The organism is Mycobacterium asiaticum (genome assembly GCF_001673315.1).
GTDB lineage: Bacteria > Actinomycetota > Actinomycetes > Mycobacteriales > Mycobacteriaceae > Mycobacterium > Mycobacterium asiaticum_B.
The window spans coordinates 40,666-61,755 of sequence record NZ_LZLQ01000098.1 but is presented as its reverse complement, the minus strand read 5'-3'; the positions used below and the strand labels follow the sequence as shown (position 1 = coordinate 61,755).

Genomic DNA, 21,090 nt, shown 5'->3' with positions numbered 1-21,090 from the left:
CAGGTTGGGGCGACAGGTCCTTGTGCCGAACTAGAAGAAAAAGTAACGTTACTTTTAGTTTTCTAGCCGCGACTACCCCGAGGCAGCCATGGAATCCTTCATCCACCTGCGTAAAGGCAAGACACCGCGCCGTGTCCACGCCGATCTGGACGGCCTCAAAGACGACGAGTTGGGTCGCGGCGGCTTCACCGGTCGCACCGCCAACATCTACCGTCGCCACGACCCGACCGCGTTCCGCGCGGTTGGTCCGCTACGCCCGGTCGACGTCCTGGCGGACCAACTCAAGCCAAGCGACGCCACCGACGCCAACGGCGGTCCGCTGCTGATGTTCAGCAACGTCGACTGCCGGGTGCTGTTGAGCCGGCGCCACGAGGCGATGCCGTTCTACACCCGGCACGTCGACGGCGATCTGCTGTGTTTCGTCCACCAGGGTGTGGGACTGCTGGAAACCGAGTTCGGGCCGCTGGGCTACCGGCAGGGCGACTGGATCTATCTCCCCAAAGCCTGCACCTGGCGTCAACTGCCCGACAGCGAGACCACTCTGCTGATGATCGAGGCCACCGACGAGTTCCGGGTGCCGCCGCCGGGCGCACTTGGTCGGCACTTCCCCTTCGACCCAGCCCAGGCCACCATTCCCGAACCGGTCCCGATCGAGGACGACGGACGGGCCGAGTACGAGGTGCGGCTGGTTCATGACGGCGGGCCGACAACCCTTTTCTACCAACACAATCCGATCGATGTCGAAGGCTGGCGTGGCGACAACTTCGCCTTCACCTTCAACATCGACGACTACAACGTGGTCACCTCCGACAGTGTGCACCTGCCGCCCACCGTGCACATTTTCATGCAGGCGACCGGGGTCTACGTGATGAACTTCCTGCCCAAACCCGCCGAGGGAGTGGCGGGCACCGAACGCACGCCCTGGTATCACCGCAATGTCGACTACGACGAGATCGCGTTCTTCCACGGCGGTTCGCTGTACGGAATCCCGATGCCGCCGGGGCTGATCTCCCATGCGCCCCAAGGCGTGCACCACGGCGCGCCGGAAAAGGCCCGCGAACGGGCCCGCCGGAAGTTCGACGATTATCAGCGGGTGGACTGGCAGGTGATCGCCATCGACACGCGTCGTCGCCTGACACCATCACCCGAAGTACTGGCACCTGACCTGGGGCAGCACCAATGAAGCAAGCCGTCAAATTCGAGTACGACCGCATCCCGTATCTCGTTGCGTTCCAGAACAATTCCGGGGTCCGCGACGTGTACGGTGGGCTGGCCGAGATCACCGTGCTGGAAAGCTATCTGCTCAAGCCCAAGGACCGCCCGTCGGACACCGTGCTGGTGTTCATGCACCCCATCGGTGGCGGCGCGTACCTGCCGATGATCAATGCGCTGGCCCGGGCCGGTCACCACGTCATCTACTGCAACAGCCGATTTCGCGGCACCGACTCGACCCTGCTGATGGAAAAGGTGGTCGAGGATCTGGGCGAGTGCATCAAGGACGCCAAGAACAGGCTCGGCTACACCAAGGTGGTGCTGGCAGGTTGGAGTGGCGGCGGCTCGTTGTCGGTGTTCTACCAACAGCAGGCGCAGCACGCCACGATCACGTCCAGCCCGTCGGGCGACGGGCCCGACCTCACCCAGTTGGAACTGCCGGCCGCCGACGGCATCATGTTGCTGGCCGCGCACATCAGCCGGCACGGCACCCTTACCGAATGGTTGGATGCGTCGATTCTGGACGAGGCCGACCCGACCAAGCGGGATCCCGAACTCGACATCTACAACCCCGACAACCCAAATCAGCCGCCGTACAGCCAGGAGTTTCTGGCTCGTTATCGGCAGGCTCAGATCGACCGTAACCGGCGCATCACGGCCTGGGTGCGCGAGAAACTGGCCGAGCTGAAGGAGGCGGGCCGCCCCGACGACGAGTTCTGCTTCGTAGTGCACGGCACCATGGCGGACCCGCGCTGGCTGGACCCCACAGTCGACCCCAACGCACGCACGCCCGGCACCTGCTACCTGGGTGACCCGCAGGTGGTGAACATGAGCCCGGTGGGCCTGGCGCGCTACTCGACGCTGCGGGGCTGGTTGTCGCAGTGGAGTTACGACGAGGCGCGCGGCGACGGTGTGGCATGCGGGAAAGACCTTGCGATCCCCGCCCTGGTGATCGGTAACCTGGGCGATGACGCTTGCACACCCAGCCATACCCGACGGCTCTACGAGGCGATCGGGCATCCGGACAAGGAGATGCACGAAATCCCCGGTGCCACACATTATTACGCGGGACCTGACCAACGCGACAAACTGCGCCAAGCCGTGGACATCGTCACCGACTGGCTGATCCGCCACGACTTCGCGAGCGCCGGGTGAGCCCCGCCGGCGACGATGCAGAACGCAGTGATGCTGAGAAGCGGCGCATTGTTGGAGCGCTGGACGGGGTCCGGGTGCTCGAACTCGGCACCCTGATCGCCGGCCCGTTCGTGGGCCGCCTGCTCGGCGACATGGGCGCCGACGTCATCAAGGTGGAGCCACCGGGCGCACCGGACCCGCTGCGCACCTGGGGCCAGGCCGAGGTCGACGGGCACCGTGTCTTCTGGACGGTGCATGCCCGCAACAAGCGCGGCATCACGCTGGACCTGCGCAAGCAGGAGGGTCGTGAACTGTTCCTGGAGTTGGTCGAGAAGTCGGACATCGTGGTGGAGAACTTCCGGCCGGGCACCTTGGAGAAGTGGAATCTAGGATACGACGTTCTGCGCGAACGCAATTCGGGGATCATCCTGGTCCGGGTATCGGGCTACGGGCAAACCGGCCCGGACGCGCACAAGGCAGGCTACGCCTCGGTGGCCGAGGCTGCCAGCGGGTTGCGCCACCTCAACGGGTTCCCCGGTGGGCCGCCGCCCCGGCTGGCCCTCTCGCTGGGTGACACGTTGGCCGGCATGTTCGGCGCCCAAGGTGCGCTCGCCGCGTTGTACCGCCGTGGCGTCACCGGGCACGGCCAGGTGGTCGACGTCGCCCTGACCGAATCCTGTTTGGCGGTACAAGAATCGACTATTCCGGATTACGACGTCGGCGGCGTGGTGCGCGGACCATCCGGCACCCGACTGGAGGGCATCGCGCCGTCGAACATCTATCGCAGCGCCGACGGCTCGTGGGTGGTGATCGCCGCCAATCAGGACACCGTGTTCGCTCGGTTGTGCAAGGCCATGGGCCACCCGGAACTGGTCACCGACGACAGGTTCGCGACGCACGGCGCACGGGGACGCAACCAGGACCGGCTGGATGAGATCATCGGTGCCTGGGCCGCCGATCGTCAGCCCGGCGAGATCATCGAAACCCTTTCCGCCGCAGGTGTTATTGCCGGGCCCATCAATACCGTGGCGGAGGTGGTCAACGACCCGCAACTGCGTGCCCGCGGCATGCTGGTGCCGCACCACGACGAACGTGTCGGCCGCGACGTGCTGGGTCCCGGGATCGTGCCGGTGCTGTCCGACTCCCCCGGCAGCGTCCGCTACGCCGGCCCCGCGCGCCCCGGTCAACACAACGACGAGGTGTATACCGGACTTCTGGGCAAGACCGCCGACGAAGTCGCCCGGTTGGTCGCCGAGGAGGTGTTGTGAACACGGTGCCATCAAGTCAGCATGTCGACATCCGCGAGGTGGCGTTACGCGACGGCCTGCAGATCGAAGCACCGATCCCGTTGTCCGCCAAGCTGGAAATGCTTGCCGCGGTAGCCGCCACCGGCGTGCGGGAGGTGGAGGCCACCGCGTTCGTGTCCCCGTCCAAGGTGCCGTCCATGGCCGATGCGGCAGAGCTGGCGGCCGAATTGCACAACTTTCCCGGTATCGAATTCTCCGCGCTGGTGGCCAGTCCCAACGGGGCCAAGCGAGCGATCGCCGCAGGTCTCCGGTCCATCGAATACGTGGTGGCAGCGGACGACACCTTCAGCCAACGAAACGTCGGGCGCAGCAGCGCCGAAGCAACCGACCAGATCGGTGAAATCGTCGCCATCGCCCACGGAAGTGACACGACAGTCGAGGTCATCGTCGCCACAGCCTGGGACTCCCCGTTCGAGGGACCGACGCCCCCCGAGCGGGTACTGGCCATCGCGGCATCTGCCTGCGACCAGGGTGCCGACCGGTTCTCCATCGCCGACACGATCGGCACCGCGACCCCGGGCAGGGTGTCTTCGCTGATTGATCAGGTGCGTCCGGTCATCGGCGACCTGCCGCTGGGCGGCCACTTTCACAACACCCGGGGGGCCGGACTGGCTTGCGCCTACGCCGCCGTGCTCGCGGGCGTCACGCGATTGGACGCGTCGGTGGGCGGACTGGGCGGTTGCCCGTTCGCCCCAGGCGCCACCGGCAACATCGCCACCGAGGATCTCGTCTACCTGCTGACCGACAGCGGGTATGACGTCGACGTGGACCTGCAGGCCGCGATCACCGCGGCCCGGGTTGCCACGGCAGCCGTCGGGCACGACCTGCCGAGTGCACTGTTGCGCGCGGGCGACCGGACCAGAGCCTGATGCCCGCCGAACTGGTGAGCGCCAAAGGCCGGCAGACCCGCCAGGCCATCGAACTGGCCGCCCGAAAACTGTTCGCCGAACGGGGATTTCACGGCACCACCCTGGCCGACATCACCTCCGCGGCGGGGAAGTCGTCGGCGGTGTTCTACCGCTACTTCACCGACAAGGAGGACCTGCTGGCCGCCCTGGCGGAGTCGTTCCTGCACGACGTCGTCGAACCGTCCGGGCTCAGCGTCCACCTGCCGCACTCCCCCGCCGACGACGCGTTCTTCAGTTCCGTTGTCACCGGCTACTGGGGAATGTTCAAGCAGAACATCGGCATCATGATCGCCGTGGCGCAGTTGGCCGCCACCCAGGAGCGCTTCGCCGCGGTGCAGAACGAATTCCGGCGGTTCGGCATGAACATCGTGGCAGCCTCCGTCCGCCGGGCCCAGGAGCAGGGCTATGGCGCCGAACTCAACCCGGAGCACACTGCGGCCGCCATCGCCCTGTTGTTCGAGAACTTCACGACCGTTTTCGTCGGGAGGCCGAACCTCGGTGTGACGATGAGCGACGAGGACGCCATTGCCGTGCTGTCCCGAATCTGGCAGAAGACCCTGTACGGCGCCTGACGATTAGGAGCGATCAACGTGGATTTCAGCCTCCCCGAACACCTTCCGGGTCTGCTGGCCGAGATGGACGAATTCATCGAGACGGAGATCAAACCGCTGGAACGCGAACATATCCAGTACTTCGACCACCGGCGCGAGAATGCCCGCACCGATTGGGACAACGGCGGCATCCCACGGCGCGAGTGGGAAGACTTGCTGAGTGAGATGCGTCGGCGCGCAGACAAGGCGGGCTGGTTGCGCTACGGTCTGCCCTCGCAGTTCGGCGGCCGCGACGGCAGCAACATCGATATGGCCGTTATCCGGGAACACTTGGCGCATAAAGGGTTGGGCCTGCACAACGACCTGCAGGACGAGTCGTCGATCGTCGGCAATTTTCCGCAAGTCATCATGATGGACCGGTTCGGCACCGAGTCGCAGAAGAAGGAATGGACCGAGGCACTGATCACCGGCGAACGGTCGATGGCGTTCGGGCTGACCGAGCCCAACCACGGTTCGGACGCCACCTGGCTGGAGACCACCGCCGTCCGCGACGGTGACGGCTGGGTGATCAACGGCGCCAAGCGATTCAACACCGGTGTGCACCGCGCCACCCACGACCTGGTGTTCGCCCGCACCTCCGGGGAACCCGGGCAGGCGCGCGGCATCTCCGCCTTCCTGGTGCCGACCGACGCGCCGGGTTTCACCGTGCCGTACTACTGGTGGACGTTCAACATGCCGACCGATCACGGTGAAGTGGAACTCAAGGATGTCCGGGTACCTGACGACGCGGTGCTCGGTGAAGTCGACCGCGGCCTGGAGGTGGGCCAAACCTTCCTGCACGAGAACAGGATTCGGCAGGCCGCCAGCAGCCTTGGCGCCGCACAGTACTGCATCGACCGCGCCGTCGCCTACGCCGGGGAGCGCGTCGTGTTCGGCAAGCCGCTGGCGGTGAATCAGGCTGTGCAATGGCCGCTGGTCGAGTTACAGACCGAAGCGCAGATGGTGCGCCTGCTGGTGTATTACGCCGCGACACAGTTGGACGCCAACCACCACATGGAGGTCTCCGACAAGGTGTCGATGGCCAATTATCGTGCCAACCGATTGGTTTGCGACGCGGCTGACCGGGCGATGCAAGTACTCGGCGGTATCGGCTACAGCCGCCACGAGCAGCTGGAACACATCTACCGTCACCACCGTCGCTACCGAATCACCGAGGGCGCGGAGGAGATTCAGATCCGCCGGGTCGCCCAGCGCCTCTTCAAGTTCGGCAAGCGGTGACGCTGGCAGCGGACCTCGGCTCGCTGCTGGGGTCGGTTCTGAAAACGCAGGTGACCATCGACAATCTGCGCGCCCTCACCGGGGGTGCCAGCCGAACCACCTGGGCTTTCGATGCGGTCACCGACGGGGTGCGCCGGTCGCTGATCCTGCGCACCGGTCCGCCGGACAATGTGCACGCCGGCATGGAACTGGAGGCACGGGTCCAGGCCGCAGCGGCCGCTGCCGGAGCACCCGTGCCGCACGTCCTCATCGCCGACGACTCCGTTGCGACACTGGGCAATCCGTTCCTCATCTGTGAAGAGATCAAGGGCGAGACCATCGTTCGGCGCATCTATCGTCAGCTCGGCGATTCCGCCGCCGCACGTGAACGACTGTTGCGCCAATGTGCGCAGGCCATCGCCGCCATCCACCGCGCCGATGCGACCGACCCCGGCCTCACCCGCGAGGACGCGATCGAGCATTCGCGCCAGCAGCTCGACGACATGGGCGACACCACCGCCACTTTTGAGTGGGCGTTGCGTCGGTTGGCCGCCCAGCGCCCGCCGCCGACACGGGAAGTATTGGTGCACGGTGACTTTCGGATGGGCAACCTGATCATCGACGACTCCGGGCTTGCCGCCGTGCTGGACTGGGAGCTGGTCCACGTGGGCGAGGTCTATGAAGACCTCGCCTGGTTCTGCGTGCGTGCCTGGCGGTTCGGCGCGCCGCCCAGCCACGGCGCCGGGGGCCTGGGCAGCATCGACAGTTTCCTCCACGCCTACGAGGAGGCCAGTGGGACCACCGTCGATCGGGCGACGTTTCACTGGTGGCTGGTGCTGGCGACCCTGCGCTGGGGTGTCATCTGCCGCTATCAGGCGGAGCGGCACCTGAGCGGGCAGACGCGCTCGGTCGAACTGGCGACGATCGGACGCCGGGTGTGTGAGAACGAATGGGATCTACTGGACCTGCTTGCCGGGAGTCAGCCATGACGGGTGTGCACGGCCGGCCCACTGCGGCCGAACTGGTCGCGGCCGTCGCCGAGTTCTTGGAAAACGATGTGCGCGAGGCCACCTCGGGTCAGGTCAACTTTCACGCCCGGGTGGCGGCCAACGCCTTACGGATGGTCGAACGGGAACTGCAGAATTCCGGCGCAACCGAAGTACGGGCGGCGTTGTCCGACCTCGGCTTCGCCGATGAGGCCGCGCTGGCTGCTGCCATCCGGGACGGCGAGTTGGACGAGCGTGCCGACGTCGTCGTGCCCTGCCTGCGCACTCTGGTGAGCCATCGACTGGCGGTGGCGCACCCCGGATACGACAAGCAGTAACGGATACGACAAGCAGTAAGGAGCGCCCATGTCCCACTCCATCGCCGAGACGGCCGACCGGTTGTTCGCTGCCATCGAGCAGGGCGACCGGGCAACCGTCGACCGGATGTGGAGCCCCGACGTCACGGTGTGGCGGGTCGGCCGCGGCCCCACCAAGTCAGATGACAAGGCCCGCGCGTTGCGGGTGATCGAGTGGTTCATGTCGACCACGATCGGACGCAGCTACGAAATCCTGGACCGCCAGCTTTTCGAGAATGGGTTCGTCCAGCAGCACGTGCTGCACGCGACCGGCCACGCTGGTCCATCGATCTCGATGCGGGTTTGTATCGTCATCAAGTTGGACAATGAGGGTCTTATCAATCGGATCGACGAATACTTCGACCCCGCCGAGATTGCCCCGCTACTCGGCTCTGCGACTGAATAGGCGAGACCGATGACGACACTGGAAACACTGCTTAGCGACTCCGAGACCGTCGGCGGATGGACGCTGCTACCCGCCAACTCGAAGATCGAATTCAAGATCAAGAACATGTGGGGCGTGGTGCCGGTCAAGGGCAGGTTCACCGAGTTCCGCGGCGAGGGAACGCTGGCCGACAAAGGCGCGGTGACCGGGCGAATCGACATTGACGTCGCGTCGTTGCAGACCGGCATCGGCAAACGCGACAAGCACCTGCTGTCCGCCGACTTTTTTGAGGCCGAGCGCTTTCCCCAGATCACCGTTGCTGTCAGTGCCCTCAAACCCGGCACCGGCAGAGCCGCGGAACTGCACACCGGCTTCACCATCAAAGGCATCACCGAACCGGTCCAGCTGCCGGTGACGATCACCGAGCTCGCCGACGGTTCGGTACGAATTTCCGGGAAGGCCAAGATCAAACGATCCCTGTTCAACCTGGACTGGAACAAGCTCGGTGTGATGTCGGACACGGTGACGGTGTCAGCGGAGACCGTCTTCGTGCATTCGGCCGGCACCGCGTGAATTAACATCTGCACCGTGCCCGACTCGAGCAGCGCCCTAAAGATCCTCGTCTACAGCGACAACGTCCACACCCGCGAACAGGTCATGCAGGCCCTGGGTAAGCGGCTGCATCCGGATCTACCCGAGCTCAGTTACGTCGAGGTCGCGACCGGTCCGATGGTGGTGCGCACCATGGATGAAGGCGGCATCGACCTGGCCATCCTCGACGGGGAAGCAACGCCGACCGGAGGCATGGGGATCGCCAAGCAGCTTAAGGACGAGCTGTCCAGCTGCCCGCCGATCCTGGTGCTGACCGGCCGTCCCGACGACGCCTGGCTGGCCAGCTGGTCACGCGCCGAAGCTGCCGTACCGCACCCGCTGGACCCCATCGTGCTCGGCCGGACCGTCCTCAACCTGCTGCGCGCACCCGCGCACTAGAAACCGGTCAGCCGCCCCGGACCTGCAGCTGCGGAGCTTCTTCCTCCTCTTGGGGATGAAAGTCTCCGGGCGCGATCTTGGGTCGCAGCGAGACCACCGTCTCGTCTCCTTCGGCGGAAACTTCCTCGGCGTGCGCACGAAGGCCCGTCGCCGGGATTGCCGAACCGGTCGTCGGTGCGGCGGCGGGCTTGGCTTCGCTCGGTGCGGCCTGCGCGGCGATCTCGGGCGCCACAGTCGGCAGCACGCTCATCGCCGGCACGTCCACTTCCGGAGTTTCCACCGTTTCCGGCGCAGGCGCCTTCGCGACGACTTCTTCTACCTCGGCCTTGGCCCCGGGCTTGGCGGCCCCCGGTATGGATGGGCTGTCGCCGAGCAGACCGGCGCGGGCCAAGCCGCCCAACGGCATCGGCATCATGCCGAAGCCGCCGACGCCGGCGGAGGGCGCTCCGCTGTTTGCCGTTGTCATGCCGGCGCTGCTCGCATCGGCTGTGCCGACAGCATCGCCACCGGTGTAGCCGCTGGTGTAACTCATGGGCGCCGATCCGCCGTCGGCGCTGCCGACGCCGCCCGCAGTGCCTCCGCCACCGCCGCCAGCGGCCGCGGCACCATCGCCACCGCCACCGCCACCGCCGCCCCCGGCGGCCGGCGGCGCACCCGCTTCGGCACCTCCCCCTCCGGCGCCGCTGGCTTGACCACCGGCCATACCGCTCAGGCCGCTGACCACACCACCGGCCAGCGCCGGGAAGGTCTGCAGGACGCTCTGCCACGGCACCACCTGCGCGGCGGCTGCCGCCGCGTTCGCGTAATACCCCGCCATCGCGGTCACGTCCGCGGCCCACATCTCCTCGTAGATGCTTTCGGCCATCGCAATCAACGGCGCGTTCTGCCCGAAGAGGTTCGACATCACCAGCTGCACGAAGGCGTTGCGGTTGGCATCGACCGCACCTGGGTGAACGGTTCCCGCCCGGGCCGCTTCGAACGCGCTGACCACGGCCCGCGCCTGCCCGGCGGCTCCGAAAGACTGTGACGCGGCCGCGCTCAACCAGCCCGCGTAGGGGGCGGCTGCCGCCGCCATTGCCTGCGCAGCCGGACCCTGCCAGGCCTGGCCGGCCAACGTGGAGATCACCGAACCGAACGCCTGAGCTGCAGTCCCCAGCTCCGCGGCTAACCCGTCCCACGCGGCGGCTGCCTCCAGCATCGGCGCGCTACCCGCGCCGAGAAACATCCGCAGCGAATTGATCTCTGGCGGCAGCGTAAAGAAGCTCACAACCCCTGTCCTCCCAGATCGGCCGTCGGTGTCTGCGCTGACCTCGCAAAAACCGTCCAGTTACCCTCGCCAAGAGTAACAACATGCGCTCCGCCCGTCTGGCCGTCGCGCAGATCCATGATATTTCGCCGGGCCACGGCCGTCAGCCACCCTTTTCGCTTCGCGAGCGATCCCCGCGTGTCTATGAGCTTGACCCCGGGCATGTGCTCGAGCGGTCGCGCGACTATGTTGAAGGTCACTGTGGCGGCCCACAAGCCCGGTCCGTCACACCAATCCTTGGGTTGACCGCCCGGATGCCGCCTGCCCTGCTGGCGGCCCATACGACGGAGCAGAGCGAGTTGAACGTCTACATACCCATCCTGGTGCTTGCCGGCATTGCCGCGGCCTTCGCCGTGGGCTCAGTCGTCTTGGCAAGCATCACCGGTCCGAGCCGGTTCAACCGGTCGAAGCTCGAGGCCTACGAATGTGGCATCGAACCCACCGAAACCGGGTTCAGCGGGCCGAAGGCCCCCACCGGCCAACGCTTCCCAGTGAAGTACTACCTGACCGCAATGTTGTTCATCGTCTTCGACATTGAAATCGTGTTCCTGTACCCGTGGGCGGTCAGCTTCAACTCACTCGGGACGTTCGCACTTGTCGAGATGGTCATATTCATGCTCACCGTGTTCGTGGCCTACGCGTACGTGTGGCGCCGCGGCGGCCTGACATGGGATTGAGGTAGGACGTGGGACTCGAAGAACAGCTACCCGGTGGGATTCTGCTGTCGACCGTCGAGAAGGTAGCGGGCTATGTCCGCAAGAACTCGTTGTGGCCGGCAACCTTCGGATTGGCCTGCTGCGCAATCGAGATGATGGCGACCGCGGCGCCGAGATTCGACATCGCCCGATTCGGGATGGAGCGCTTCTCGGCGACACCCCGTCAGGCCGACCTGATGATCGTTGCGGGCCGGGTCAGCCAGAAAATGGCGCCGGTGCTGCGGCAGATCTACGACCAGATGGCCGAACCGAAATGGGTTTTGGCGATGGGCGTGTGCGCCTCGTCCGGAGGAATGTTCAACAACTATGCGGTCGTCCAGGGTGTGGACCATGTGGTGCCGGTGGACATCTACCTGCCCGGGTGCCCACCGCGGCCGGAGATGCTGTTGTACGCAATCCTGAAGCTGCACGAGAAGATTCAGGAGATGCCGCTCGGCGTCAACCGGGAACGTGCCATCGCCGAGGCCGAAGAAGCCGCGATGTCAGCCAGACCGACGATCGAGATGCGCGGTCTGCTGCGATGAGCTCACCGGACAAGGACCCTCAGGGCGCAACCCTCACGCCGGGGGCAGACGTACCGCCGGAAGGTCAGGAAGTGATCAGCGTGCGCCGCGGCATGTTCGGTGTGCGCGGCACCGGTGACACCTCCGGATACGGGCGGCTGGTGCGCGAGGTCGCGCTGCCCGGCGAGAGTCCACGCCCGTACGGCAGCTACTTCGACGACATCGCCGACCGGCTGGCCGAGGCATTGGCGCGCGAAGACATCGAATTCGACGAGGCGATAGAGAAGGTCGTGGTCTTCCGCGACGAACTGAGCCTGCATGTGCGCCGCGATCTGCTGCCGCAGGTCGCGCAGCGGCTGCGCGATGAACCCGAACTGCGGTTCGAGTTGTGCCTGGGCGTCAGCGGGGTGCACTACCCGAACGAAACCGGCCGAGAGCTACACGCGGTGTACCCGCTCAAGTCGATCACGCACAATCGCCGGCTGCGGCTGGAAGTGTCTGCGCCGGACAGTGATCCACACATCCCGTCGTTGTTCGGTGTCTACCCGACCAACGACTGGCACGAGCGCGAAACCTACGACTTCTTCGGGATCATCTTCGACGGCCACCCGTCGCTGACCCGCATCGAGATGCCCGACGACTGGCAAGGGCACCCGCAGCGCAAGGACTACCCGCTGGGCGGCATCCCGGTCGAATACAAGGGCGCGCAGATTCCCCCACCCGATGAGCGCAGGGGCTATAACTGATGAGCACATCCACCACCACGGCGCAAGACGGCGCCGGCGCTTCAGAGACGCTTGTCGTCGCGGGCGGCCAGGACTGGGACAAGGTCGTCGACGCGGCCCGCAACGCCGATCCCGGTGAGCGCATCGTCGTCAACATGGGGCCGCAACACCCGTCCACCCACGGGGTGTTGCGGCTGATTCTCGAGATCGAGGGTGAGACCGTCACCGAGGTGCGGTGCGGAATCGGCTACCTGCACACCGGAATCGAGAAGAACCTCGAGTACCGGTACTGGACGCAGGGCGTCACCTTCGTCACCAGAATGGACTACCTGGCACCGTTTTTCAACGAGACGGCGTACTGCCTGGGGGTAGAGAAGCTGCTTGGCATCACCGACGAGATCCCGGAGCGGGTCAACATCATTCGGGTGATGATGATGGAGCTCAACCGGATCTCGTCGCATCTGGTGGCTTTGGCCACCGGCGGTATGGAACTCGGCGCCATGACGCCAATGTTCGTCGGCTTCCGGGGCCGTGAGATCGTCCTGACGTTGTTCGAGAAGATCACCGGACTGCGGATGAACAGTGCCTACATCCGCCCCGGCGGCCTGGCGCAGGACTTGCCCCCGAACGGGGTCGACGACATCGCGGCCGCACTTGACGAACTGCGCGTCCCGCTACGCGAGATGGGCGACCTGCTCAACGAGAACGCGATCTGGAAGGCCCGCACCGAGGACGTCGGATACCTGGATCTGACCGGGTGCATGGCCCTGGGCATCACCGGTCCGATCCTGCGTGCCACCGGACTGCCGCACGACCTGCGCAAGAGCGAGCCCTACTGCGGCTACGAAAACTACGAGTTCGACGTCATCACCGATGACGGTTGTGATGCGTACGGGCGCTACATCATTCGTGTCAAGGAGATGTGGGAGTCGATCAAGATCATCGAACAGTGTCTGGACAAGCTGCGGCCCGGTCCCACCATGGTGGAGGACCGCAAGATCGCTTGGCCCGCGGACCTTTACGTGGGTCCGGACGGCATGGGTAACTCCCCGGAGCACATCGCCAAGATCATGGGCAGCTCGATGGAAGCGCTGATCCACCATTTCAAGCTGGTCACCGAGGGCATCCGGGTCCCGGCCGGCCAGGTTTACGTCGCGGTCGAGTCGCCCCGTGGGGAACTCGGCGTGCACATGGTCAGCGACGGCGGCACCCGTCCCTATCGGGTGCACTACCGGGATCCCTCGTTCACCAACCTGCAGTCGGTCGCCGCGATGTGCGAAGGCGGCATGGTCGCCGACTTGATCACCGCGGTCGCCAGCATCGACCCGGTCATGGGTGGGGTGGATCGATGACGGTTCCCAACGTCGGCAGCAGCAATGGGGAGCGGGTGTTCATTCGACTCGGGCCGCCGCCCGAGGAGCCCAACCAGTTTGTGGTGGACGGTGCGCCGCAATCGTATTCGGACGAGGTCCGGGCGCGGCTGGAGGTAGAGGCCAAGGAGATCATCGCCAAGTACCCCAGCAGCCGATCGGCGTTGCTGCCGTTGCTGCACCTGGTGCAGGGCGAAGACTCCTACCTGACTCCGGCCGGATTGGAGTTCTGTTCCCAGCAATTGGGACTGACCGGTGCCGAGGTGTCAGCGGTAGCCAGCTTCTACACGATGTACCGACGCGGGCCCACCGGTGACTACCTGGTCGGTGTCTGCACCAACACGCTGTGCGCGGTGATGGGTGGCGACGCGATATTCGAGGACCTCAAGGACCATCTCGGTATCGGCAACGACCAGACCACCTCCGACGGCACGGTCACCTTGCAGCACATCGAGTGCAACGCCGCTTGCGACTACGCGCCGGTGGTGATGGTCAATTGGGAGTTCTACGACAACCAGACCCCCGCGTCGGCCCGGGAACTCGTCGACTCGCTGCGTTCCGGGGAGCCGTTGGCGCCGAGCCGCGGCGCCCCGCTGTGCAAGTTCCGGGAGACTTCGCGCATCTTGGCGGGCTTGCCCGACCAGCGCCCCGACGAGGGCCAGGGCGGTGCCGGCCCGGCCACGCTGGCCGGACTGCGGGTGGCGAAGGAAAACGATATGCAGGCACCCGAGGTCCCGGAGTCCACCGATGACTAGCTCGTCCGCCACCCCGCTGACCCCGGTCATCAGTCGTTACTGGGACGACCCCGAATCGTGGACGTTGGCAACCTACCAGCGCCACGACGGCTACCGCGCCCTGGAGAAAGCCCTGAGCATGGATCCCGACGACGTGATCGGGACGGTCAAGGCGTCCGGGTTGCGGGGTCGCGGGGGGGCCGGCTTCTCCACCGGGACCAAATGGTCCTTCATTCCCCAGGGCGACAGTGGGCCCGCGGCCAAACCGCATTACCTGGTGGTGAACGCCGACGAGTCCGAACCTGGTACCTGCAAAGACATTCCACTCATGCTGGCGACACCGCACGTGCTCGTCGAAGGCGTCATCATCGCCTCCTACGCGATCCGGGCCAGCCACGCGTTCATCTACGTACGCGGCGAGGTGGTGCCAGTGTTGCGTCGCCTGCAGAACGCCGTCGCCGAGGCTTACGCCGCCGGTTACCTGGGGCGCGACATCGGCGGTTCCGGCTTCGACCTGGAGCTGGTGGTGCACGCCGGCGCAGGCGCCTACATCTGTGGCGAGGAGACCGCGCTGCTCGACTCGCTGGAAGGCCGCCGCGGCCAGCCGCGGCTGCGGCCGCCCTTCCCGGCCGTCGCCGGCCTCTACGGCTGTCCCACCGTGATCAACAACGTCGAGACGATCGCCAGCGTGCCGCCGATCATCCTCAATGGTGTCGACTGGTTCCGTTCCATGGGTAGCGAGAAATCTCCTGGCTTCACGCTCTATTCGTTGTCCGGGCATGTCACCAATCCCGGTCAGTACGAAGCTCCGCTGGGTATCACGCTGCGCGAGTTGCTCGACTACGCGGGCGGTGTCCGGGCCGGGCACAAGCTCAAATTCTGGACGCCGGGCGGGTCCTCGACTCCGCTGCTGACCGCCGAACACCTCGACATCCCGCTGGACTACGAGGGAGTCGGCGCTGCAGGTTCCATGCTGGGCACCGGGGCGCTGGAGATCTTCGACGAAACGACCTGCGTGGTGCGGGCGGTGCGGCGCTGGACCGAGTTCTACCGGCACGAGTCATGCGGTAAATGCACACCGTGCCGGGAAGGCACCTTCTGGCTGGACAAGATCTACGAACGGCTGGAAACCGGCCGGGGCACCCGCGAAGACCTCGACAAGTTGCTCGACATTTCGGATGCGATTCTCGGAAAGTCGTTCTGCGCGTTGGGTGATGGTGCTGCCAGCCCGGTGATGTCGTCGATCCAGCACTTCCGGGACGAATACCTCGCCCACGTCGAATCGGGCGGCTGCCCGTTCGACCCCCGCGACTCCATGTTGACGTTGGACGGAGTGAAAGCGTGACCCAAACCGCTGATGCTGAGAACCGCTTGGCTCAGCCCGAGATGGTGTCGCTGACCATCGACGGAGCCGAAATCAGTGTTCCGAAAGGCACACTGGTGATCCGCGCGGCCGAGCTGATGGGCATCCAGATCCCGCGGTTCTGCGACCACCCACTGCTCGACCCGGTCGGCGCGTGCCGGCAGTGCCTGGTAGAGGTCGAAGGCCAGCGCAAGCCGATGGCGTCGTGCACCACCGTCTGCACCGACGACATGGTGGTAAGCACCCAACTCACTTCACCGGCCGCCGACAAGGCCCAGCACGGTGTGATGGAACTGTTGCTGATCAACCATCCGCTGGACTGCCCGATGTGCGACAAGGGCGGTGAGTGCCCGCTGCAGAACCAGGCAATGTCCAACGGACGCGCCGAGTCTCGTTTCACCGACGCCAAGCGCACCTTCGCCAAGCCGATCAACATCTCCTCGCAGGTGCTGCTGGACCGTGAGCGTTGCATTCTGTGCGCCCGCTGCACCCGCTTCTCCGAGCAGATCGCCGGCGACCCGTTCATCGACATGCAGGAGCGGGGTGCGCTGCAGCAGGTCGGCATCTACGCCAACGAACCGTTCGAGTCCTACTTCTCCGGCAACACAGTGCAGATCTGCCCGGTTGGGGCGCTGACCGGCACCGCCTACCGGTTCCGGGCCCGCCCGTTCGACCTGGTGTCCAGTCCCAGCGTGTGCGAGCACTGTGCATCCGGATGTGCGCAGCGCACCGATCACCGTCGCGGCAAGGTGACGCGCCGGCTGGCCGGTGACGACCCCGAGGTCAACGAGGAGTGGAACTGCGACAAGGGCCGGTGGGCCTTCACCTATGCCACCCGGCCGGACGTGATCACCACTCCCCTTCTCCGGGGTCCCGACGGCGAGTTGGCTCCGGCGTCGTGGGCCCATGCGATCGTCGCGGCGACGCAGGGACTCGAGGCGGCTCGCGGGCGCACCGGCGTACTGGTCGGCGGCCGCGTCACCTGGGAAGACGCCTACGCCTACGCCAAATTCGCGCGAATCGTGTTGGACACCAACGACATCGACTTCCGTGCCCGGCCCTCCTCCGCCGAGGAGGCCGATTTCCTGGCGGCACGCGTCGCCGGGCGGCCCGTCACCGTCAGCTACTCCGACCTGGAGGCCGCGCCGGTGGTCCTGCTGGTCGGATTCGAGCCGGAGGAAGAATCGCCGATCGTCTTCCTGCGACTGCGCAAGGCCGTACGCAAGAACAATGTCCCGGTCTACGCGATCGCTCCGTTCGCCACCCGCGGCCTGACCAAGATGTCGGGCCGGTTGCTGCAGACCATCCCCGGCGCCGAGGCGGCCACGTTGGACGGCTTGGCGACAGGAGAGATCGGCGATCTGCTCAGCACCCCGGGTGCGGTGATCATGGTCGGCGAACGCCTGGCCACGGTGCCGGGTGGCTTCTCGGCCGCGGCCCGGCTGGCCGACTCGACCGGGGCTCGGTTGGCCTGGGTGCCGAGGCGGGCCGGCGAACGCGGGGCACTGGAAGCCGGTGCGCTGCCCGGGCTCCTGCCCGGTGGCCGTCCCGCCGCAGACGAGACCGCACGGTCGCAGGTCGCCGCGGCGTGGCATGTCGACGAATTGCCGTCAGCCGGCGGACGGGACGCCGACGGCATACTGGCCGCAGCCATCGACGGAACGCTGGGCGCGCTGCTGGTGGGCGGTATCGAACCGGGTGACTTCGCCGACCCGGACGCGGTGCTGGCTGCACTCGACGCCGCCCCGTTCGTGGTCAGCCTCGAACTGCGTCACAGCGCCGTCACCGAGCGGGCCGACGTGGTGTTCCCGGTCGCTGCCACCACCTCGAAGGCGGGCGCATTCGTCAACTGGGAGGGACGCTACCGCGGCTTCGAGCCCGCGTTCCGCGGCACCTCGCTGCAGGCCAGTCAATCCGATCATCGGGTCCTCGACACCCTTGCTGACGAGATGGGCGTCTATTTGGGTTGTGCCACAGTCGAATCCGCGCGCGAGGAACTCTCCGCACTGAGCACCTGGGACGGCAAGCGCCCGGCCAATCCGACGGTTGCGGCACCGTCGGCCGGAAAGCCTGGTGCCGGTGAGGCGGTGCTGACGGGTTGGCGGTTGCTGCTGGACGCCGGTCGCGGACAGGACGGCGAACCGCACCTGGCCGGCACCGCGCGCAAGCCTGAGGTGCGGTTGTCTGCGGGCACCACCGCCGAAATCGGCGCCACCCACGGGGAACCGGTCACGGTCAGTACCGAACGCGGCTCGATCACGTTGCCGCTCAACGTCACCGACATGCCCGACGGGGTGGTGTGGCTTCCGCTCAACTCCCCAGGTTCTGCGGTGCATCGGGAATTGGGCGTCACCCTTGGCGCCGTCGTCAAAATTGGAGTGGGTTCCAAATGAACGGCTTGACCGCCTTCGGGCACGACCCTTGGTGGCTGGTGCTGGGCAAGGCGCTGGCCATCTTCGTTTACCTGGTGCTGACTGTGCTGGTGGCGATCCTGGTCGAACGCAAGCTGCTGGGCCGGATGCAGCTGCGGCCCGGGCCCAACCGGGTCGGCCCGAAAGGCGCCCTGCAGAGCCTGGTCGATGGCGTCAAGCTGGCGTTGAAAGAAAGCATCACGCCCAAGGGCATCGATTGGTTTGTCTATTTCGCGGCGCCGGCCATCTCGGCGATTCCCGCTTTCACTGCCTTCGCGTTCATCCCGCTTGGCCCCGAGGTGTCGGTGTTCGGTCACTGGACGCCCTTGCAGCTGACCGACGTCCCGGTTGCGGTGCTGTTCATCCTGGGTCTGTCAGCGATCGGTGTGTACGGCATCGTGCTCGGTGGGTGGGCGTCGGGGTCCACCTATCCGCTACTCGGCGGGGTGCGTTCGACCGCCCAGGTCATCTCCTACGAGGTGGCGATGGGGCTGTCGTTCGCGGCGGTGTTCCTGTTCGCCGGCACCATGTCGACGTCGCAGATCGTGGCCGCGCAGGACCGCGTCTGGTTCATCTTCCTGCTGCTGCCGTCGTTCCTCACTTACCTGATCTCCATGGTCGGCGAGACCAACCGGGCGCCGTTCGACCTGCCCGAAGCCGAGGGCGAGTTGGTCGCGGGCTTCCACACCGAGTACTCGTCCCTGAAGTTCGCGATCTTCATGCTTGCCGAATACGTCAACATGACAACGGTTTCGGCACTGGCGGCGACGATGTTCCTCGGCGGCTGGCATGCGCCGTGGCCACTGAACATGTGGGAGGGAGCCAACACCGGTTGGTGGCCCGTGCTGTGGTTCACCGCCAAGGTGTGGACGTTTTTGTTCATCTACTTCTGGTTGCGCGCCACACTCCCCCGGTTCCGCTACGACCAGTTCATGGCGTTGGGCTGGAAGCTGTTGATCCCGGTGTCACTGGCCTGGATCATGGTCGCGGGCTTTGTCCGCTGGTTGCAAATCCAGGGCTACCCGCACTGGACCGCAGTGCTGGTGATCGCCAGCCTCGTGGTGGCCGTTGTGTTGATCGCAACACTGCGAAAGCCGTTCAGCGCGCCCAAACGCCGCCAGCAGGATAACGAAAAGCGGCTCGGCGCAAGCGATTTGCAACCGGCATTCCCGACACCGCCGTTGCCGATGAAAACCCTCGAACGCCCCGTCGGCGCGAGCAAGGAGAAGGCACGTGGCTAATATTTTGCGACGCCTCTGGGACCCGGTAGCCGGGTTCGGCGTGACGTTCGGTTCGATGTTCAAGAAGACCGTCACCGAGGAATACCCGGAGAAACCCGGTCCGGTGGCACCGCGCTACCACGGCCGTCATCAGCTGAACCGCTACGAAGACGGCCTGGAGAAGTGCATCGGCTGCGAGTTGTGCGCCTGGTCCTGTCCCGCCGACGCGATCTACGTCGAGGGCGCGGACAACACCGACGAAGCACGGTTCTCGCCCGGAGAACGCTACGGGCGGGTGTACCAGATCAACTACCTGCGCTGCATCGGTTGCGGTCTGTGCATCGAGGCCTGCCCGACCCGGGCACTGACCATGACCAACGACTACGAGTTGGCCGACGACAACCGCGCTGACCTGATCTACGAGAAGGACCGGTTGCTGGCGCCGCTGCTGCCCGGAATGACGGCACCGCCGCACCCGCGCGCCGAAGGCGCCACCGACAAGGACTACTACCTGGGCAACGTCACCGCGGACGGGGTGCTGCAAAGCCAAGAAACCGGGGACGGCCGGTGACCGCACTACTCGCCTCCAACTTGGCGCCGGAGCTCATCACCCACACCTCCACCGGTGAAGCGGTGATGTTCTGGGTGCTCGGCGCGCTGGCACTGGTGGGAGCGCTCGGGGTGGTGCTCGCTGTCAACGCCGTGTACTCCGCGATGTATCTCGCTATGACGATGCTGATCCTGGCGGCCTTCTACATTGCGCAGGACGCACTGTTCCTCGGCGTCGTTCAGGTCGTGGTCTACACCGGCGCGGTGATGATGTTGTTCCTGTTCGTGCTGATGCTCATCGGCGTGGACTCGGCGGAATCACTCAAGGAGACGCTGCGCGGACAACGAATTGCCGGCGTGGTGACCGGCGTCGGCTTCGGCGTCCTGCTGATCGCCGGGATCGGCAATGTGGCGACCGGCGGCTTCTCCGGGCTGGCCGGCGCCAACGCCGGCGGCAACGTGGAAGGCCTTGCCGCGCTGATCTTCACGCGCTACCTATGGGCCTTCGAGTTGACCAGTGCGCTGCTGATCACCGCCGCAGTCGGCGCGATGATTCTGGCGCACCGGGAGCGGTTCGAACGGCGTAAGACGCAGCGCGAACTCTCCGAGGAGCGCTTCCGCGCCGGCGGGTACCCCACGCCGCTGCCCAGCCCGGGCGTCTACGCACGCCACAACGCCGTCGACGTGGCCGCGCTGCTGCCCGATGGTTCGTACTCGGAGCTGTCGGTGTCGCGCATCCTGCGCACCCGCGGAGCCGACGGTCTCGAGACACCGTCGGCCCAGTCGGTCAAGGGAGGTGCGTCATGAATCCGGCCAACTACCTCTACCTTTCGGCACTGCTGTTCACCATCGGGGCCTCCGGTGTGCTGCTGCGCCGCAACGCCATCGTCATGTTCATGTGTGTCGAGCTGATGCTCAATGCGGTCAACCTCGCGTTCGTCACCTTTGCGCGCATGCACGGCAAGCTCGACGGACAGATGATCGCGTTCTTCACCATGGTTGTCGCCGCCTGCGAGGTCGTCATCGGCCTGGCCATCATCATGACGATTTTCCGTGCCCGCAAATCGGCGTCGGTCGACGACGCGAATCTACTCAAAGGCTGAGAAC

General features: G+C 65.8%; 23 protein-coding genes. 22 read left to right on the top strand and 1 reads right to left on the bottom strand.

What is annotated here, in order from left to right; all coding sequences use genetic code 11:
* Positions 1-88 precede the first annotated feature (88 nt).
* Genes A5636_RS15515 through A5636_RS15465 form a run of 11 tightly spaced genes read left to right on the top strand, consistent with a single transcriptional unit; the run spans position 89 to position 9,086 of the window.
* Positions 89-1,183, top strand: a complete 1,095-nt coding sequence (locus A5636_RS15515) for a homogentisate 1,2-dioxygenase (RefSeq protein WP_065159521.1) — start codon at positions 89-91, stop codon at positions 1,181-1,183.
* Positions 1,180-2,367 (top strand): alpha/beta hydrolase, encoded by a 1,188-nt coding sequence (locus A5636_RS15510; RefSeq protein ID WP_065159520.1) that lies wholly within the window; start codon positions 1,180-1,182, stop codon positions 2,365-2,367. The genes A5636_RS15515 and A5636_RS15510 overlap by 4 nt, the downstream gene beginning before the upstream one ends.
* A gap of 47 nt (positions 2,368-2,414) precedes the next feature.
* Positions 2,415-3,614 (top strand): CaiB/BaiF CoA transferase family protein, encoded by a 1,200-nt coding sequence (locus A5636_RS15505; RefSeq protein ID WP_065159582.1) that lies wholly within the window; start codon positions 2,415-2,417, stop codon positions 3,612-3,614.
* Between the two features lie 5 nt (positions 3,615-3,619).
* A complete protein-coding gene (locus tag A5636_RS15500) occupies positions 3,620-4,522 on the top strand; it encodes a hydroxymethylglutaryl-CoA lyase (protein ID WP_065159581.1) in 903 nt (300 codons plus the stop codon).
* Positions 4,522-5,133 carry a TetR/AcrR family transcriptional regulator gene (locus A5636_RS15495; RefSeq protein ID WP_065159519.1) on the top strand — a complete coding sequence of 204 codons (612 nt, stop codon included), beginning with the start codon at positions 4,522-4,524 and terminating at the stop codon, positions 5,131-5,133. Before A5636_RS15500 ends, A5636_RS15495 begins: the two co-directional genes overlap by 1 nt.
* Before the next feature lie 18 nt (positions 5,134-5,151).
* Positions 5,152-6,390: an acyl-CoA dehydrogenase family protein gene (locus A5636_RS15490; RefSeq protein ID WP_065159518.1), complete on the top strand. Its 1,239-nt coding sequence runs from the start codon at positions 5,152-5,154 to the stop codon at positions 6,388-6,390.
* Between the two features lie 23 nt (positions 6,391-6,413).
* The gene (locus A5636_RS15485) at positions 6,414-7,358 is read left to right on the top strand and encodes a phosphotransferase family protein (protein WP_437339836.1); all 945 of its coding nucleotides are present in this window, start codon (positions 6,414-6,416) and stop codon (positions 7,356-7,358) included.
* Positions 7,355-7,693, top strand: a complete 339-nt coding sequence (locus tag A5636_RS15480) for a DUF6285 domain-containing protein (protein ID WP_065159517.1) — start codon at positions 7,355-7,357, stop codon at positions 7,691-7,693. The genes A5636_RS15485 and A5636_RS15480 overlap by 4 nt, the downstream gene beginning before the upstream one ends.
* Before the next feature lie 28 nt (positions 7,694-7,721).
* Entirely contained in the window at positions 7,722-8,117 is a 396-nt protein-coding gene (locus A5636_RS15475; RefSeq protein WP_065159516.1) for a nuclear transport factor 2 family protein, read from the top strand.
* A 9-nt stretch (positions 8,118-8,126) separates the two neighbouring features.
* Entirely contained in the window at positions 8,127-8,669 is a 543-nt protein-coding gene (locus A5636_RS15470) for a YceI family protein (RefSeq protein ID WP_065159515.1), read from the top strand.
* A 15-nt stretch (positions 8,670-8,684) separates the two neighbouring features.
* The gene (locus tag A5636_RS15465) at positions 8,685-9,086 is read left to right on the top strand and encodes an Rv3143 family two-component system response regulator (protein ID WP_065159514.1); all 402 of its coding nucleotides are present in this window, start codon (positions 8,685-8,687) and stop codon (positions 9,084-9,086) included.
* A gap of 7 nt (positions 9,087-9,093) precedes the next feature.
* Here A5636_RS15465 and A5636_RS15460 read toward each other — a convergent pair whose 3' ends face one another.
* Positions 9,094-10,353: a PPE family protein gene (locus tag A5636_RS15460; protein ID WP_065159513.1), complete on the bottom strand. Its 1,260-nt coding sequence runs from the start codon at positions 10,351-10,353 to the stop codon at positions 9,094-9,096.
* A gap of 338 nt (positions 10,354-10,691) precedes the next feature.
* Between A5636_RS15460 and A5636_RS15450 the strand changes: the two genes are divergently transcribed.
* Genes A5636_RS15450 through nuoK form a run of 11 tightly spaced genes read left to right on the top strand, consistent with a single transcriptional unit; the run spans position 10,692 to position 21,086 of the window.
* Positions 10,692-11,069 carry an NADH-quinone oxidoreductase subunit A gene (locus A5636_RS15450; RefSeq protein WP_065159579.1) on the top strand — a complete coding sequence of 126 codons (378 nt, stop codon included), beginning with the start codon at positions 10,692-10,694 and terminating at the stop codon, positions 11,067-11,069.
* Positions 11,070-11,077: 8 nt separating this feature from the next.
* On the top strand, positions 11,078-11,632 hold the full coding sequence (locus A5636_RS15445; protein ID WP_065159511.1) for a NuoB/complex I 20 kDa subunit family protein: 555 nt from the start codon (positions 11,078-11,080) through the stop codon (positions 11,630-11,632).
* Positions 11,629-12,357: an NADH-quinone oxidoreductase subunit C gene (locus A5636_RS15440; protein ID WP_065159510.1), complete on the top strand. Its 729-nt coding sequence runs from the start codon at positions 11,629-11,631 to the stop codon at positions 12,355-12,357. Before A5636_RS15445 ends, A5636_RS15440 begins: the two co-directional genes overlap by 4 nt.
* Positions 12,357-13,688 (top strand): NADH dehydrogenase (quinone) subunit D, encoded by a 1,332-nt coding sequence (gene nuoD / locus A5636_RS15435; RefSeq protein WP_065159509.1) that lies wholly within the window; start codon positions 12,357-12,359, stop codon positions 13,686-13,688. The genes A5636_RS15440 and nuoD overlap by 1 nt, the downstream gene beginning before the upstream one ends.
* A complete protein-coding gene (gene nuoE / locus A5636_RS15430; RefSeq protein WP_065159508.1) occupies positions 13,685-14,461 on the top strand; it encodes an NADH-quinone oxidoreductase subunit NuoE in 777 nt (258 codons plus the stop codon). Before nuoD ends, nuoE begins: the two co-directional genes overlap by 4 nt.
* Complete coding sequence (gene nuoF, locus A5636_RS15425) at positions 14,454-15,785, top strand: NADH-quinone oxidoreductase subunit NuoF (RefSeq protein ID WP_065159507.1); 1,332 nt, start codon at positions 14,454-14,456, stop codon at positions 15,783-15,785. Before nuoE ends, nuoF begins: the two co-directional genes overlap by 8 nt.
* Positions 15,782-18,196: an NADH-quinone oxidoreductase subunit G gene (locus A5636_RS15420; protein WP_065159506.1), complete on the top strand. Its 2,415-nt coding sequence runs from the start codon at positions 15,782-15,784 to the stop codon at positions 18,194-18,196. Before nuoF ends, A5636_RS15420 begins: the two co-directional genes overlap by 4 nt.
* A 5-nt stretch (positions 18,197-18,201) precedes the next feature.
* Positions 18,202-19,455: an NADH-quinone oxidoreductase subunit NuoH gene (gene nuoH, locus A5636_RS15415; RefSeq protein ID WP_155763838.1), complete on the top strand. Its 1,254-nt coding sequence runs from the start codon at positions 18,202-18,204 to the stop codon at positions 19,453-19,455.
* A 4-nt stretch (positions 19,456-19,459) separates the two neighbouring features.
* Entirely contained in the window at positions 19,460-20,005 is a 546-nt protein-coding gene (gene nuoI, locus A5636_RS15410; protein WP_065159577.1) for an NADH-quinone oxidoreductase subunit NuoI, read from the top strand.
* Entirely contained in the window at positions 20,002-20,790 is a 789-nt protein-coding gene (locus tag A5636_RS15405) for an NADH-quinone oxidoreductase subunit J (RefSeq protein WP_065159504.1), read from the top strand. The genes nuoI and A5636_RS15405 overlap by 4 nt, the downstream gene beginning before the upstream one ends.
* Positions 20,787-21,086, top strand: a complete 300-nt coding sequence (gene nuoK, locus A5636_RS15400; RefSeq protein ID WP_055580875.1) for an NADH-quinone oxidoreductase subunit NuoK — start codon at positions 20,787-20,789, stop codon at positions 21,084-21,086. Before A5636_RS15405 ends, nuoK begins: the two co-directional genes overlap by 4 nt.
* The last annotated feature ends 4 nt before the right edge of the window (positions 21,087-21,090 follow it).

Excerpts from the sequence above, each read along its gene's own strand:
- A5636_RS15515 (WP_065159521.1), top strand. The coding sequence starts at position 89 with ATGGAATCCTTCATCCACCTGCGTAAAGGCAAGACACCGCGCCGTGTC.
- A5636_RS15510 (WP_065159520.1), top strand. The coding sequence starts at position 1,180 with ATGAAGCAAGCCGTCAAATTCGAGTACGACCGCATCCCGTATCTCGTT.
- A5636_RS15495 (WP_065159519.1), top strand. The coding sequence starts at position 4,522 with ATGCCCGCCGAACTGGTGAGCGCCAAAGGCCGGCAGACCCGCCAGGCC.
- A5636_RS15480 (WP_065159517.1), top strand. The coding sequence starts at position 7,355 with ATGACGGGTGTGCACGGCCGGCCCACTGCGGCCGAACTGGTCGCGGCC.
- A5636_RS15475 (WP_065159516.1), top strand. The coding sequence starts at position 7,722 with ATGTCCCACTCCATCGCCGAGACGGCCGACCGGTTGTTCGCTGCCATC.
- A5636_RS15470 (WP_065159515.1), top strand. The coding sequence starts at position 8,127 with ATGACGACACTGGAAACACTGCTTAGCGACTCCGAGACCGTCGGCGGA.
- A5636_RS15440 (WP_065159510.1), top strand. The coding sequence starts at position 11,629 with ATGAGCTCACCGGACAAGGACCCTCAGGGCGCAACCCTCACGCCGGGG.
- nuoD (WP_065159509.1), top strand. The coding sequence starts at position 12,357 with ATGAGCACATCCACCACCACGGCGCAAGACGGCGCCGGCGCTTCAGAG.
- nuoE (WP_065159508.1), top strand. The coding sequence starts at position 13,685 with ATGACGGTTCCCAACGTCGGCAGCAGCAATGGGGAGCGGGTGTTCATT.
- nuoF (WP_065159507.1), top strand. The coding sequence starts at position 14,454 with ATGACTAGCTCGTCCGCCACCCCGCTGACCCCGGTCATCAGTCGTTAC.
- nuoK (WP_055580875.1), top strand. The coding sequence starts at position 20,787 with ATGAATCCGGCCAACTACCTCTACCTTTCGGCACTGCTGTTCACCATC.